This window comes from Enterobacter hormaechei subsp. hoffmannii (assembly GCF_001729745.1).
GTDB lineage: Bacteria > Pseudomonadota > Gammaproteobacteria > Enterobacterales > Enterobacteriaceae > Enterobacter > Enterobacter intestinihominis.
Window position 1 is genome coordinate 2349489 of the sequence record NZ_CP017186.1, and the last position, 15160, is coordinate 2364648.

At 52.4% G+C, this 15160-nt stretch carries 12 protein-coding genes; all 12 read right to left on the reverse strand.

What is annotated here, in order from left to right; translation table 11 throughout:
- Positions 1 to 34: 34 nt before the first annotated feature.
- The 12 genes from BFV65_RS11015 to tssK all read right to left on the reverse strand — a co-directional run bounded on the left by BFV65_RS11015 (position 35) and on the right by tssK (position 15152).
- Positions 35 to 352 (reverse strand): hypothetical protein, encoded by a 318-nt coding sequence (locus tag BFV65_RS11015; protein WP_127353267.1) that lies wholly within the window; start codon positions 350 to 352, stop codon positions 35 to 37.
- Positions 353 to 638: 286 nt separating this feature from the next.
- The gene (locus BFV65_RS11020) at positions 639 to 914 is read right to left on the reverse strand and encodes an XAC2610-related protein (protein WP_069596628.1); all 276 of its coding nucleotides are present in this window, start codon (positions 912 to 914) and stop codon (positions 639 to 641) included.
- 558 nt (positions 915 to 1472) lie between these two features.
- The gene (locus BFV65_RS23115; protein ID WP_062932966.1) at positions 1473 to 1655 is read right to left on the reverse strand and encodes a hypothetical protein; all 183 of its coding nucleotides are present in this window, start codon (positions 1653 to 1655) and stop codon (positions 1473 to 1475) included.
- 451 nt (positions 1656 to 2106) lie between these two features.
- Entirely contained in the window at positions 2107 to 2922 is an 816-nt protein-coding gene (locus BFV65_RS23120; RefSeq protein ID WP_127913519.1) for a hypothetical protein, read from the reverse strand.
- Between the two features lie 99 nt (positions 2923 to 3021).
- The gene (locus BFV65_RS11030) at positions 3022 to 3480 is read right to left on the reverse strand and encodes an XAC2610-related protein (RefSeq protein ID WP_236724035.1); all 459 of its coding nucleotides are present in this window, start codon (positions 3478 to 3480) and stop codon (positions 3022 to 3024) included.
- A 6-nt stretch (positions 3481 to 3486) separates the two neighbouring features.
- Complete coding sequence (locus BFV65_RS11035) at positions 3487 to 5655, reverse strand: M23 family metallopeptidase (RefSeq protein WP_069596629.1); 2169 nt, start codon at positions 5653 to 5655, stop codon at positions 3487 to 3489.
- Positions 5656 to 5669: 14 nt separating this feature from the next.
- Positions 5670 to 8111, reverse strand: a complete 2442-nt coding sequence (locus BFV65_RS11040) for a type VI secretion system Vgr family protein (RefSeq protein WP_081330544.1) — start codon at positions 8109 to 8111, stop codon at positions 5670 to 5672.
- On the reverse strand, positions 8108 to 10753 hold the full coding sequence (tssH, locus tag BFV65_RS11045) for a type VI secretion system ATPase TssH (protein ID WP_069596630.1): 2646 nt from the start codon (positions 10751 to 10753) through the stop codon (positions 8108 to 8110). Before tssH ends, BFV65_RS11040 begins: the two co-directional genes overlap by 4 nt.
- 172 nt (positions 10754 to 10925) lie before the next feature.
- Positions 10926 to 11417: a type VI secretion system effector Hcp gene (gene hcp, locus BFV65_RS11050; protein ID WP_069596631.1), complete on the reverse strand. Its 492-nt coding sequence runs from the start codon at positions 11415 to 11417 to the stop codon at positions 10926 to 10928.
- Positions 11418 to 11422: 5 nt separating this feature from the next.
- Entirely contained in the window at positions 11423 to 13129 is a 1707-nt protein-coding gene (locus BFV65_RS11055; RefSeq protein ID WP_069596632.1) for an OmpA family protein, read from the reverse strand.
- A complete protein-coding gene (gene tssL / locus BFV65_RS11060; protein ID WP_023300235.1) occupies positions 13126 to 13815 on the reverse strand; it encodes a type VI secretion system protein TssL, short form in 690 nt (229 codons plus the stop codon). The genes BFV65_RS11055 and tssL overlap by 4 nt, the downstream gene beginning before the upstream one ends.
- Entirely contained in the window at positions 13812 to 15152 is a 1341-nt protein-coding gene (gene tssK, locus BFV65_RS11065; RefSeq protein ID WP_022648283.1) for a type VI secretion system baseplate subunit TssK, read from the reverse strand. Before tssK ends, tssL begins: the two co-directional genes overlap by 4 nt.
- Between the last annotated feature and the right edge of the window lie 8 nt (positions 15153 to 15160).

The following is a 15160-nucleotide window of genomic DNA, read 5'->3' on the forward strand; positions in this document are numbered from 1 at the left end:
TATCGTTTTTCGCTGTCGACCAAGAGGCCGAGATTCAGCTGGCTCTTGCTTTTTTGGTACTAATTACTCTCTCCCCACCGGAAACATGCAAGGAATATTGCCCATACTTATTACAACCAATTCTGCCAGAAGATTGAGTGCAATATTTATTCAGTAATTTAATGTATTCCTCTTTTGCCTGAAAACCCGTATCTTCGCTTAAATTTTGCGTAGCAAATTGATTCCACGCCTCATAGTCACTAATAAAATCAATGACTGTTTGTTGAGGAGTAAGTTTTGCATTTGATCTCATTGCAAAAGCTGAGAAGATCATTAACACAAATAATATAATTAACAACTTAAGAAATTTCATTTTCATTACGTAATAGCATAATAATCGGATTCTTGTTCTGTAGAATCGTTAGGCACATACCAGGTATACTTAAACGGAGGCCATCTGACATCCTCAAATGTCATTCTTCCATTTAATCCATTTATCCCTTGACGATTTTGTTTGCTGATAGTTCCAGACAAATTCATTGTTGCAATAGCCCTCCAGAATGCTGATTTTCTAAGCCATCATCTTCACTAGTTTTTACAATCAAAGGTGATTTTTCACAACTATTACCAATTTTCACTTCCTTATATTGATACTTATTTCACTTAAGAGCGTCAATTGGCATAGCGCATGATTTCGGAGCGTTACCATCATAAAACGTGTTAATTAAATTGTCACCATCAATCCGAATATTAACAAAGTCATCGCCGCATCCAGGCTTTATCTCTTTGAATTTTCCCTCAGGTGGAGAAAAGATAAATAATCTATAAATTTTATACGTACCCATTCCTTCATCTAAATGCCATACACTGAAGTCTTTATAACCATCACGATTATAATCTTCGAGTGTAAAATGATTTTTTCTCAGATGAAACATCTATTTCTTCTGTGCTAATAATCTTACCATGATTTAAAATCGACATTAACAACGAATCATTATTTTTCAGCAAAACCTTCGCAGAAATACCTTCTGCAAAGTTAACATCTAAAAGTTTATTATCACAACCTAATGCAGTATTTGTAAAAATGTAAAAAAGAAAAATAATATACCTCATTATAACACCTTAGGATTTTGTTAAGTCCACAACAATGCGAGATTTTCCAGTAAGGCTTACAGTAACAGTTGCTTAACGCCGGGTAAAACTATTCGCTTTACTGTCCTGTAATGGCCAGAGCCATATGCGAAAACCGAAACTTACAATCCACACAACGACAGGTGTGCCAATAGCAAGCAACCAGAAGTGTCTGGTATCGATGTAGCGTCAGAATATACGCATAAGGGTCACGCTAATAACCAACATTGCCGCCAGAACGACAAACCAGCGGGATGTTTTTGGTGAAACTGGTCGTGGATAACATTCAGGAGGATGTTTCAGTGAGTACGACATTCATACTTCATAATTTATAATTTATAATTTATAAATATTAACTAAGGTTAGTTATCATCAAATGAAATACTCTCAAGCAGTTTCAACGCATCTTTAGAGAGCTCTTCATTTTTATCATCAGGGGAATTAATGCCAGAGCCACATAGAGCATTATTTTTATGTATCAAACAGAAATAAATGCTCTCACCTAGAGTTCCATCTATGAGTTTCGCCATACTGTTAACAGCCATAAAACCAGATGCATTTTTACTTTTTACCTGCACTAGGGATAGATGATTTATCTTTCCATTTTTTACATAAGCTGTATCTGGTATTAGTTTCCATATCTTATTCTTATAATCATAAACAATTTTATTATCAGTACTACTAACACTAATTCCTTTAGTGTTTACTTGCTGTGTATCATATCCCGCTTCAAATGCCTCACCAGAATATAAACAACTCCACTCTGATATTGGCGATTTTTTTTAAAGTACTCATCCTCTGACAATGTAGGGAATTTGTAATCCCTGAAATGCACATTACATGCATCAAAACTGGATGACGAAGAGATTTCTGCGTTAGAATCTGAAGTCAATGCTCTGGTTACTGAAGTATTTTCAACTTTAGCTTCAGGAGCAGAGGCCATAGCGAAGGAACTAATACTGAGAAAAACCACTATATATAACAATTTCATATAATTTACGTCTTATGATTATATCCTTCTGGAAACTCCAAAACAAAACTTCCAGAAGCATTCGGGAATTTATTTTCAGTTAAAATAGCAATGGCAACTCCGTAGGCACAGCATCTTGAATCGAATCCATTTAGTGAGCGATGGTAAAGTGAACCGATCCTTCCAGGTAAATTAACTGCGGCACTTGCTTTCCAAAAACTAGGACTTTGGTAGTAATACTTAATTCCTAAATTTGAATTAACAGAAACCCTCTCTAAAACATGCTCCTCATCGGCATATTTAGCTATCTTATTTTTTACCCAATAAAACCCAGCGCTATCTGCAGCTAATGTACCTTGTGAATCACTAACCTCGCTCCTTAGTCCTATAAACTCTGTTGGAAGCGTAGGGAAGTGGCGATCTTGCAATGTCGCATTAGTTCTATTCGCAGGTGGTTGTGCTGCAATTAATGCATATGCGTCAACCAAACTTCGTTTTAAGTGATCCTGAACTACCTTGCCAATATATTTAAAATAATTTAGATAGTTTTCTGGATTAGTTAATTGCAAAAAAACGCGTCCGTACCACGGGGCGTACCAGAGGTTACTGCCATTTCCTTCATGAAGGGTACTTAACCAGCCTGTTTCTTGTATTGCATTACCTAAAAAACAAGAAATCCTAAAGGGAGTATTAATACAATACTTTCTCATCGAGGAATTTAAATTTGAAATCTGGTTACTTAAAATAGAGCCCGGCTTTCTTAAATTCGTATTAATTGCCTCCCAAGCAAACCGATCTCTGCCAGTTTGCCGCAGTGCATGGCTAGGTACTATTTGTTTCATTTCATAGAAACTTAACCATCCATAGTTTCTAAAATGTTTAATGAATGTTTTTGGCTCAAAATGCCACAGTCTTCCACTACTCAATTATTGATACTTATTTCACTTAAGAGCGTCAATTGGCATAGCGCATGATTTCGGAGCGTTACCATCATAAAACGTGTTAATTAAATTGTCACCTTCAATCCGAATATTAACAAAACCATCGCCGCATCCAGACTTTATCTCTTTGAATTTTCCCTCAGATGGTGCAAAGATAAATAATCTATAAATCTTATACGTACCCATTCCTTCATCTAAATGCCATACACTGAAGTCTTTATAACCATCACGATTATAATCTTCGAATGTAACATGATTTTTTTTCTCAGATGAAACATCTATTTCTTCTGTACTAATAATCTTACCATGAATTAAAATCGACATTGACAACGAATCATTACTTTTCAGCAAAATCTTCGCAGAAATACCCTCTGCAATGTTAACATTTAAAAGTGTATTATCACAACCCAATGCAATATTTGTAAAAATGTAAAAAACAAAAATAATATATATCATCATAACACCTTAGGATTTTGTTAAGTCCACAACAATGCGAGATTTTCCAGTAGGGCTTACAGTAACAGTTGCATCAGTATTTATCTCATCCATTAAATAAAAACCAATAAATTTCGAGTAGGCTTGTCTTTCATAGTACCCATTCGAGCCCCCATTAACCAAACGATTGATTAACCCGACATTATCTGCTGTGAAATCTTCATCCGCGACTCTATTCATTGAGGTTTTTCGTCTATATACCTTTGAAGCCCAATAAAATCCACCAGAATCACAAGCGTTGTATTTATCTTCAGCCACGATATCAGGATCGAATCTTGGAGACCACCGAAACAAAGTCCCCCCATCATCGGGATGGGCTGCATAATGGGTTGAGATTGAAGTAAGCCGCGGAGCATCAGGGCGTAATCGATCCGTATATGAACCTGAATGATTTGGAAAATTTCGGTATTCACCGTAGGTTTTATACAGTCCTGCCCATGTAAGTTGCATGATCCCTCTACCATAAAAAACAGTATAATACTCCGTGGCAGGATTCACTGAATTATAACGTCCAAACCCCCACTCATGTAATAACCTCTTACTACCACCTAAATCCCTCCACTGAGCAGTTTCTAGTAATGTTTGGGGTAGAAAAAATGATATTCTTTTTTTGTCGTTTCCAATGTATTTTCTAATACACAAATTCAACGATTCGTAATGCGACTCAATCCTAGTTTTGGCTTGTTCATGATCTATTGTATACACGCTTGCAGGCTGCTTTTGAGCAGTTCTTGGGTTTCCATTTGAAGAGTAAAATAAATATTTCGGAAATGTGGCAGCTAACTCATCAAGATTCATCCAACTACATTTTCTAAAATGTTCAATGAATGCGTTTGGCTCAAAATGCCACAGTCTTCCACTATTGAATGCTCCGGAATCAAAGCACAACGCTTCTGCATGAGCCTTAAATTTTGCATAATCTGCTTCCGTCATCGGAGCACGCTTGTCATTCCCCGTTTTCAGCCATGAAAAACGGGTATCGAACGTACTTTTTTCCCATTCGAACGGGAAATGACAGATTAACTTTCCACACTGATTATTGTACTCACCGTCCTCCTGCAGTTTCCTGATTATGGCTGAGCTACACTGACTATTACTGTCAGTATCGTCATCAACCAGCTGCCAGCCCGTCCAGTGAGGAAAATCAGCGTCACTGAATTTTTTAATATTCGGATCAGCGAGATTGACCACCCCTTTGCCACCCGGATAACTGACCGTCATCCATAATGGCGCATCTGCCGGTACCAGCGTTTCATGCTCCGTATTGATCACCCGGCCAAAACGAAGCAGCTCAAACCCGGCGCTGGGGCTTTCCTTATAATTCCGCATCGCGGTGTTATAGAGATTATATTCGTAGTCCTCTCCGTCAGCATTCACCAGAGGGTCGCCCAGCAGGTCATACTTCCCGTCAGTCTGCGTATTTTTCTGCCGGGTCACCATCGTGCAGCTGCCCTGTGCCAGCGTCATACTGGCATACAGAGGCGCACTGCTGGTATACAGCTCAGAAAGCCCGGTTATGGAAGTACTGTTATTTGCGGGTGCCTTATCATAAAACTTCGTTCCGGCCGGAAGATAAAAGTGAATATCTCCGTAAACGGCATCAGTCCGGCCATCTTTCGACACGTCCAGTTCACGGGTCGTTCTGCCCGTCAGCTTGCTGATATTGTTGTCATCACAGAAAATCTGGAAATGGAATTCATTCCGTCCACTGCACGTGCCTGAAGAGCCCAGGGGGGCTTTACGGTATATTTTTGCATCCTGCTTTATTTCTGCCTCCAGAAATTTCATATGCATGCACAGTGAATAGAATACGACCTTCCCGTCATCTCCGCTTCCTGTCTCCGTTTCATGCTTCAGCAACACATAGCCGTCATCTGTCGGTCCGAGATAATTGAGTGGTTCTGCATCTTTAGACGGCGATGGCTGGCGGAACGAAACAACCACGCCATCAGCAATTGCCCGTATTTTTTCATTAGGCATTCCTTCGTCTGTATGTGTGATGTGAACACCTCCATGCCAGGATTCTGCTCCGTTCAACGGGAATCCCTGGTCTGGATTAACCGGCATCATTGCGCCAGTCCAGTCGGCATCAGACTGGGATGCAGTTCTGTTTCTCAGAAACGGTGGGCTGATAATCATGTTATGACTCCGTGTCAGGAAAAAAGGAAATAACTGGCTGGCTCTGCTGCTTCCGGAGCAGCAGGACCAGTACCCGGGACATCTTCGTCTTTGTCTGGTTTTTCTTGCTGGTTGTTACCGGAGCTGGCAGGTTCTGCTGCTATCGGGGCAATACTCGGGAAATCTTCTGGTTTATTTGCCTTCTGCTGCCGGTCATAAAATCCCGCCCGTGTCCGGTAATCCCCGAGCGTCGCCGCCTCAATCGCATTCGCATCCAGTGTGATATAGCTCCCGCCACCATTCAGCGTGATCTTCTTCTTCGCAAGGATTTTGATTTCATCTTCCGTGCTGACGATGCTGATTTCCTTGCGGGCCAGTAATTCCATCAGGTCATTCTGTGCCTGTACCTGCACCGGCCCCTGGTTCGCGATAAGCTTTATTCCCAGCTTGCGCACAAACACGCTCAGGGCACTGCCCACCCCGATGAACATATTTTTCACCACGCTGACGTCCGCATTTTTACCGGCTGTGGCAATCAGGTTCTGCCCGGCCGAGACCTGCAGGTGTTGTCCGCTGGTCAGCGCCATACCGTCCGGTGCGCTCATCAGCAGCACCGATTTTTTAAGGTCCGTCAGATGCTGCTCCAGCAGGGCGATTTGCGCCTGAAGGTCTGCCGGGTTCGCGGTCGCCTGCTGCGCATCACCGGAGATGGATGTCATCTGCTCCCGGGCATCGCCGAGATTGCTGACCGCCGGCGCCATCTCCAGCACCTGGCCCTGCGCCTTCGCCTGGCCGTCAGCACTGATAAAAATCCCCTTCTGCGCCCGGATGGCACCCCGGCTGTCCGTCCTGAGCTCAAACCCCTCGCCGCGCTTCTGCCTGTCGCTGTCAACCAGATGGCCTAGATTCAGCTGGCTCTTGCCGCCGTACTCCGTACTGACCTTGATATGCTCTTTCCCGCGCTCGTCGTCGAGGCGGATTTTGTTGTTCGCCGGCGTGCGCAGCACGTTGCGTCTGTAGTTGCGGATGGTGACGTGGTCGCCATGCGCCGAGTCGTGCAGCACACCGGCAATGTACGGCCGGTCCGGGTTGCCGTCCTCAAAACCAATCGCCACCTCGGTGCCTGCCAGCAGCGGCAGGTGCAGGCCGTAGGTGCCCCCCGCATACGGGCGGGACTGACGGACCCACAGGCTCTCGAACCCGGTTTCCCAGTTCTCACGGTCAAACAGCATATTGACGCGGTAGCGACCGTCCTTGTCGATATGCCCGTAGGTGTCATTTTCGGTGGTGCTGGTGACGCGGGCCGGTAAGGTGCCGGCCATCACCGGGCGGCGGCCTGGCGCCGGGCGGAAGCAAAAATCCGCGCTGTCCGGGATACCGTCAAACCTGACGCAAAAGTCTGCATCACGCCGGGCATGGCTGTGCATCGCCGTGACCACCACGCCCTGGGTAAACACCTCCGCCACTTCGTACCCGCCGGTGACTTTCAGCCGCATACCCGGTGAAAGGGTCGGGCAGCTGGTGAAAGCAACGGTCTGCGTCTGGCCATTCAGGTAGCGCTCATGCCGGATGCGGGCGTAAAACGCCCCGGACTCCGCTGCCGGGTTGCGGTCATACGCGCTGCCCGGCGTCAGGTAGTTATCCGCCCAGTGGTAGGCATCACCGTACGTGGTGACATCCCCGCCGGTCGCGTCAACCCGGGTGTTCATGTCCTGCGTGGCCTGACGGTAGTTGTAGTCCCGGGTGCTGACCTGCTTCTGCACCACATTGTGATGGCATTCCATTCCCCAGACTGAATCCACGCCTTTTGAATGCTGGCCCGATGGCGGTACAGACGGCAGCGTCAGGCCTTTCTCATACCCCTGCTGGCTGTCATAAAACTCCACCACGTCAATGCTGAGGCGCGTGTCGGTGGTGAAGCGGAACCATATACCGACCTCACCCAGCAGGCGGGTGATAAAGTGCAGGTCGTCCTCAGCGTACTGCATCACCTGCTCACGGCGTGGATACTCTTTACTCAGTGAGAACAGGAAGTCCTGGCCGCGCATGCCGTGACGTTCGCGCAGGATTTTTTCCACGATTTGCGGGACGGACATGTCCTGGTAAATCGCGTTCTGGTGCGAGCGGTCGAGCAGCGCCAGACGCGGCTCAAGCGTCAGGGCGTAGCGGGTTTCATCTTTTGACGTGCTGAGGCGTTCAAAACCGGTCACCACGCCCTGAATCACCCGCACCGGCTGCTGTATTTTGATACCGTAACCCTGGTCTACCGGGGCCTGTAGCGTCAGGGAAGCCGCTTTCATCAGCATCATCTCTTTGCTGATGGCATGATCCGCGCTGGTGAATTCAGTACGGTAGCTGAACGGCGTGCTCAGGGCTTCATCGCCCTCAAATGCCAGCACATCAAGCCCTGCATCGCAGCCCTTCACCGAAAGCAGGTGATGGCTGTGGCTGAATCGTAAGGGAAGATTACTGCTCATGCATGCTCACCTTCTGTCCGGTCAAACTCGAGCACTATGCCCTCTTCCTCATCCCAGCCAAGCGTCAGGGTATGCGGCTTCCTTCCCGCCGCCATCTGGCTCAGCAGCTGCTGGCTCAGGACCGGCAGAATCTGCTGGTTCAGCAGGCTGTCGATATTGCGCGCCCCGGTGTCCGGCAGCAGGCAGGCATCGGTCAGCGCATCAGACAGGCTGTCTGCTATAGCGGTTTTCATGCCGTAATGCCGGGCCAGGCGCTGACTCACCTGGCCGAGCTTCATGCCGACAATCGTACGCATCGCTGCCTGTGCCAGCTGACGGTAAATCACCGTCTGGAAGCGCGCCAGCAGCGCGGGCTGGAAGTGGTCCCGCAGGACAGGACGCAGCAGTTCATGCAGGTCGCCTTCGGTGGCGTCCGGATTTTCATCCAGCATCTGCATGATAAGGTCGCTGCCAAGGTTCGAGGTCATCAGTATCACCGTGTTACGGAAGTCAATTTCCCGCCCCTCGCCGTCGCGCATGAAGCCCCGGTCAAACACCTGGTAGAACAGGTTCATCACGTCCCGGTGTGCCTTTTCCACTTCATCCAGCAACACCACGCTGTACGGGCGCTTACGGACGGCTTCGGTCAGAATGCCGCCCTGACCGTAACCCACGTAGCCCGGCGGTGAGCCCTTGAGCTGCGAGACGGTGTGTGGCTCCTGGTATTCCGAGAGGTTGATGGTGATAAGGGACTTCTCGCCGCCGAACAGTTCATCGGCCAGCGCCAGGGCGGTTTCGGTCTTGCCTGTGCCGCTCGGCCCCACAAGCAGGAACACGCCCTGCGGGCCGTTCTCCGGCGCCAGACCGGTTTTGCTGGCGCGCAGGCGCTGCGCAATGGCATTCAGTGCGCTGTCCTGGCCGACAACGCGTTTCGCCAGACTGTGCTCAAGACTCAGCAGTTCCGTCTGCTCGTCCTTCATCAGGGAAGAGAGCGGTACGCCCGTCCAGTCGGCGATAACGGTGGCGACGGTACGCGCGTCCACATCCAGCCCCAGCAGCGGGGTATTCTGCTGCACGGCAGTAAGCTGCATCTGAAGGTCCGCAATCTCTCCCTGGCGGGAGATATCCGTACGGCAGGCAAGCAGTTCTTCCGTGAGTTTCAGCTCCTGGCCGTACCGGGTTTCCCGTTCATCGAGCTGCAAAATGATGCCGACTTCTTCCTCTCCGATGGCGGCCAGACGTTCGCCGTGGGCGGTATTGCCCACCGCGATATCCTCCAGCAGCGCCTGTTTCTCCATGGCAAGTGCCGTGAGCTGCGCCTTCATCCTGGTCAGTGGCTCCGGCACCGTATCGAGGCTCATGCGGACACGGGCCGAAGCGGTGTCCAGCAGGTCAACCGCCTTGTCCGGCAGCTGGCGTCCGGTCAGATAGCGTCTGGAGAGCGTGACGGCCGCCCTGACCGCCTCATCGGTAATATGCACACCGTGGTGCTGCGCGTAACGTGGCTTGAGTCCCCGCAGCATCAGGCACGCGGTGTCGTCGTCCGGCTCGTCAACTTTAACCATCTGGAAACGACGCTCCAGCGCGGCGTCGCGCTCAAAGTACTGCTTGTATTCGCTCCAGGTGGTGGCGGCGATGGTTCTGAGCTCACCGCGGGCGAGCGCCGGTTTCAGCAGGTTGGCCGCATCGGCGCCCCCCGCCTGGTTGCCCGCACCGATAATGGTGTGCGCCTCGTCAATGAAGAGCAGAACCGGCAGGGGTGACTGCTGCACCGCGTCGATGATGTTTTTCAGGCGCTGTTCAAACTCACCCTTCACGCCTGCACCCGCCTGTAACAGGCCGAGGTCAAGGGTGCGTACCGAGACCGGCTTCAGCGCGTCCGGCACATTGCCTTCCGCGATGCGCAGCGCCAGTCCTTCCACGAGCGCGGTCTTGCCGACTCCCGGTTCGCCGACCAGAATCGGGTTGTTCTTGCGGCGCCGGGAAAGAATGTCCACCATCTGGCGGATTTCATTGTCGCGGCCATAGACCGGGTCGATTCTGCCCTCACGGGCGCGGGCGGTGACGTCGAGGGTGAACCTGTCCAGCGCATTCTGTAACGCCGGGTTCAGCTCTCCTTTTATATCCGCATTCACCGGACGGCCGACAAACTCCACCTCATCGCCCTGCGTAAGCTCCGCTTCCTGCTGCACCTCCGGGCGTTCATCCGACTGCGCATCCAGAAGCCCCCGCAGGCGCTCAAGCTGGCTCTGCGCCAGCGTCAGCAGCGGCCACAGGCCGTCGCAGCGCACCAGTTTCGGTTTGTCCACCAGGGCCATCAGGAGGTGAATGCTGCGGATGTGCTCTTCCCCCGACAGCGAGGCGTGCAGCCAGGCCTCCTGCATCAGAGCCCGGACACTGTCCGACAGCTGCGGACGGCTGCGCACCGAACGTGGCAGGCTGTCCAGAAAACCCAGCATATCCTGCCATATCGTATCCATATCCCATTCGTAGCGCCGCGCCAGCACCGTCAGGTCGCCCTCACCCTGCTCCAGCAGCTTCAGCAGCCAGTGCTCGGGCAGGATTTCCGCATGGGCGCGGGTCTGGCACAGGGAAGCGGCCCCTTCCATCGCGCGGGCACAGTAAGGGTTAAGACGGCGTAACAGGATGGCTGGATTTTCCATGAGACTCTCTCTTTATCAGTTCCGGACACGCTACCGCCCGTCGCTGTTCCCTGTTATTCAGGATCCCAAAGCGCATCAGGTCGGGCAGGCAGATTGTGTTTTTCTTTGCACAGCGTCCGTGCATACAGACGCTGTGCAAAAAACTGCGGACAGGGCCCTGTCCGCATGCGACTTACGCGGTGGCGCGTTCGTTCCAGGAATCGGAATGAATGATGTTGCCGTCCTTGTAGGTCCAGGTGATTTTTTCGTAGCGCAGTTCAATCTGCTCGAGGTGGTTGTGCTTCTCGAACGCCGGATCTTTGATGTCGTGCATCTTCGGATTCACTTTCACCAGCTTCACGTTCTCAAGCTTCGTGTTGAAGTACTCCACTTCCTGGCCTGCGTCATTGATTCTGTACCACTTAAATTCCGCAGACTTCAGGGTCTGGCCGGTGGTCACCGCCTTGTACAGGTACGGGCTGGAGGAGTCGATTTCCTTGGTGAACAGGAACGGGGTGTGGATACGCGTGCCGGTCAGCTTGCCGGTGTTATTGTCGGTCGGGATGTACAGGTTATGCTCCTGGGCCACCACCTCGATGCTGCCTTCACGATCCTGAACGTCCACAGACCCTTTGATGTCCGAGCCGCCGTCGTCCTTCAGCCACAGATAGACTGGTATTGCCATGTTAATTACTCCGTTAAGTTGTTATCAGCGCCATCATCCTGCGATGACGCGGGGGTGTTGCCCGGCAGCTGGCAGGCGTTCGCCTGCGGCACCAGACTGATTTCGACACGGCGGTTCAGCGTCCGGCCTTCTGCCGTGTCGTTGGTGGCGACAGGACGGCTTTCACCGTAGCCCTGCACCGCAAAACAGCTCTCCGGCACGTCGCCGGTATCACGCATCCAGTCGCGCACGGACTCCGCACGCTTCAGGGACAGGACCTGGTTGGACTGGTCATCCCCGGTGCTGTCGGTATGGCCTGCGACCACAATCAGCCAGCCGGGTTTCGCCTTGATCCCCACAAGTGAGTTCACCAGCAGCTTTGTTGAGGCGGGTTTCAGCGCCCATTTGCCGGTATCGAACAGCGACATGCTGTCGAGGCGGATGATTTTCGGCGCGACCTTTTCCACAGGCTTTGGTGGAGGAGGTGGTGGCACATATGAGCGGATCGCTTCCAGCACCGGTATTCGCAGACGTTCCCCCCGATAAAGCCCCAGACCCAGCCGGGCCGGTACACCATTGCGTGCATGCTCATCCAGCAGCGCCGCATCCTCGCGCAGCACCTGTACGGCGCTGGCTTTAGGACCGTAATCATCCATGGCGATGCTGTTGTAACGGACAATATCGAAGCTAACGCGTTGCAGCAGCTGGCGGTTGTTCCAGCCACTGCTGAGCAGTGCAGCAATGGTCGCCAGCGTGACGATTCCGAGCGCACCGCGCCAGGTTCGTCCATGCGGTGTCAGGCCTCGTCCTTCTGGCAGTAAAGGGAGGACAAAATTCGGGAACAGGGAAATAACCGTACTGTCCGTTCCCGCCGGCTGCCAGCCAGACACCTGCTGCATCGCAGTATGGCGGGACAACCACGCTGTCCAGACAGAGGTGGCCATGCTTCCGGCCAGGATCGGGCCCAATCCCCACAGAACCGCAACAGGTTCAATGACAGGAATATCGGGGTTTTCATCCATAAGGACAGCGTGGACGTGCTGTTGGAACCAGCTCATCAGGCTGTTCATAAGCACCTGTTGATGCATCGCAGGCGTTCCGCCAGTATTAACCCATTCAGCAACTGAGCCAGGCGCTGAAGTCCCACTCCAGACTTTTACCCCTTCCCCCAGGATCGCCGTCTGCCAGAGCATGTCATTCATCATCGCACTGCCGACCTGTCCATTCAGAACCAGTGGCACAGAATGGCCGGTTGCTTTACGCAACCGACTAATCTGCCAGCGCAGGGCAAGCAAACGACTGGTAAGGCGTTCACTGTCAGGGTGCTGCTGCGGACAAACACTGACCATCACTGACAGCTGACGTCCCCAGTCGGGGCGCAACCACAGTACCTGACGGGCGGCCTGCTCCAGTTCCAGATGATCCTCCACACGGATCCAGCAGCCCTGCGTGACAGTAAGTACCGGTGACTGATGCGGCCAGGCAAGCGGCAGATCGCCACAGACCAGTACCACGGGCTGGCAATAACTGGTTTCAGGCAGGTCCTCCAGACACAGGGTTAAATCGTGCTGCACGCGACGGCAGGCGACAGCCCAGAACGCCATGATTAGCCCCAGTACCGCCAGCAGGACGAGAACGGAAACCAGCCGGGATGCTGGCAGAAACCACAGGCAGACCACTGCACTCAGCAGGGCAGCCCAGAGCGCAAGCCCGCGCTGTTGTGCAGGGCTCATTTCACGGCTCCCGGCAGCAGGGTAAGCAGTGTCTGATCCAGCCAGCAATCCAGTCCCCACCATAATGCGGTGACCACCACCACACTCAGGCCAATGCGCATGGGCCATGAAGCAAGCCAACCCCCTATCCCCCGTCCGGCATGGCTTTCCGCCAGAACGGGATGGGGTTGTGAATAGCTGAACGGCGCAACATGTTCATTAAGTGCATTCATGAGTTTCTGCCGCTCAGGATCGTTCAGGGAGCGGAAGTTGCCGAGGAATCCGAGCATCATGACCCGCTGGAAGCAGGTCACGACAGCGTGGTCAGGAGCCGGTTCACGCAGCACATCGCGCATCCGATCGCACAGCGTGTCACCGGCGTCCATGGTGCCAAGGAAGTGCCCCTGCAGGGGAATGTCATACCACTGCACGCAGGCATCATCCTCCACACCGCGACTCTTAACCGCCTCATCCAGCAGCGCACATTGTGCGGTGAGAATATGCCGGCAGCTGGCTTCATCAAGTTCGCCCGCTTTCAACTCACGCTGCACACGTTCGACATCAGCAATGCAACGCTCCCACAGCGTGCGCCCTTCTCCATCCTGAAATTTCGGACCGTGACGCAGGCTGATCACCTGCAGCCAGGTATCCTGCAGCAGGGCATCAATATCAATGGCCGCGGCAGCGCCGCGTTTACGCTCACTCATGTTCTCAGCACCGCAAAGAGTTCAAGTTCAGGCTCGCCGAGCATGCCCGGAACGTAAAACATGCAGGTGCCGCCCTGGAGCATTTCAGTGGCCTGAGGATGAGAGACATCAAGACTGAAATACTGATTTTCCAGACGTAACGGAATGGCTGCCGGCACATGGCGCAGCGGGGTCAGCGGCACGCCCACCCGCGATGAATTGACGATACTTCTGACATGATCGGGGCTGCCAACCTTGCACTGGCGCGGGAACTGCTCCTGCAGCTGAGCTACCGGCACCATTGAACGCACGGAGAGGTAGTAATCCGCCCCTTCACGCAGACGCGGATCATGCAGACGGGCCTGCCAGAAGTGCAGCCGGGCATCGTGCTCAAGCTCAATCGCCACCACCCGCGATGGCAGACTGGCTTCCAGAAGGTCCCCCAGTAAATCAAACAGCGGCGGAAATACGTTATTCAGTTGCTCGTGCTGCCAGACCGGGATCGCACTCACCTGGTGCTCCAGCGAGAAGGTCAGCAGGCTGCCCGCCAGGCGGGCCAGCTCCGGATACAGGCGTTCAGGCGGACTTTGCGGATGGCGCTGAAACTGCCCCAGCACGGGCTCAGCGCTGTTGAGGGCATTCAGCAACCAGAACAGCGACACGTCGGCCACGGCAAAGTCTGCCATGCGCTCATTACTTTCCCGTCGCATGGCCATCAGTCGGCTCAGGCGTACACGTAGCTGGATCATCAGCTGTTCGAGCTGGGTTAACAGCCAGCGGCTGCCCTCGATGGCCAGGAGCGGGGGGAGAAACGTCTCATCAGGCTGCCACGCCCCCTGCAGATCCTGCTGCAGGCGGGCAACCGGACAGGTCAGGTAATCGCTGTTGTTCTGATGTGCAAACCGCAGCGTCAGCTCAGGACGCATTACCGCAATCTGGCGGGTATCGTCCCCGAAGGTATTGCGGATATCCTGCCAACGCTGGCGATAGCGAACAGGACGCCCGGCTACCTCATCGGGCTTAAGACAGTTGCCACCATTCGCGCGCAGCAGCGGTAGCGCGAGCATCACTACCACCTCATTTGATTCACTCTCCAGCGCCAGAACCGGTGGCAGATCGTCAGCATTATCCGTGTCGATAAGCGTCCCGTCGGGGAAACGGATGTGCAGATGGCGGGCCTGCAGGCGGCCCAGTTTCAGTGCATCCGGTTCGAAAGTGGCTTCAATCACTCCCCAGGGATGGGAGAGGCCTAACCGGGCGATGCATTCCGCAGACCAGGCCGCATACGCGGCCTGTTGCTGGAAGTGCTGGGGAGAGACCATCTGGCCCCTGCCCCATAACGGTTGTTCCGTTTTCATGCTTCCTG

Bases quoted from the DNA above. Each gene is read 5' to 3' on its own strand.
- BFV65_RS11030 (WP_236724035.1), bottom strand. From the start codon at position 3,480: ATGATGATATATATTATTTTTGTTTTTTACATTTTTACAAATATTGCA.
- BFV65_RS11015 (WP_127353267.1), bottom strand. From the start codon at position 352: ATGAAATTTCTTAAGTTGTTAATTATATTATTTGTGTTAATGATCTTC.
- BFV65_RS23115 (WP_062932966.1), bottom strand. From the start codon at position 1,655: ATGGCTGTTAACAGTATGGCGAAACTCATAGATGGAACTCTAGGTGAG.
- BFV65_RS11055 (WP_069596632.1), bottom strand. From the start codon at position 13,129: ATGAGCCCTGCACAACAGCGCGGGCTTGCGCTCTGGGCTGCCCTGCTG.
- hcp (WP_069596631.1), bottom strand. From the start codon at position 11,417: ATGGCAATACCAGTCTATCTGTGGCTGAAGGACGACGGCGGCTCGGAC.
- BFV65_RS11020 (WP_069596628.1), bottom strand. From the start codon at position 914: ATGTTTCATCTGAGAAAAAATCATTTTACACTCGAAGATTATAATCGT.
- tssH (WP_069596630.1), bottom strand. From the start codon at position 10,753: ATGGAAAATCCAGCCATCCTGTTACGCCGTCTTAACCCTTACTGTGCC.
- BFV65_RS11040 (WP_081330544.1), bottom strand. From the start codon at position 8,111: ATGAGCAGTAATCTTCCCTTACGATTCAGCCACAGCCATCACCTGCTT.
- BFV65_RS11035 (WP_069596629.1), bottom strand. From the start codon at position 5,655: ATGATTATCAGCCCACCGTTTCTGAGAAACAGAACTGCATCCCAGTCT.
- tssL (WP_023300235.1), bottom strand. From the start codon at position 13,815: ATGAGTGAGCGTAAACGCGGCGCTGCCGCGGCCATTGATATTGATGCC.
- BFV65_RS23120 (WP_127913519.1), bottom strand. From the start codon at position 2,922: ATGAAACAAATAGTACCTAGCCATGCACTGCGGCAAACTGGCAGAGAT.
- tssK (WP_022648283.1), bottom strand. From the start codon at position 15,152: ATGAAAACGGAACAACCGTTATGGGGCAGGGGCCAGATGGTCTCTCCC.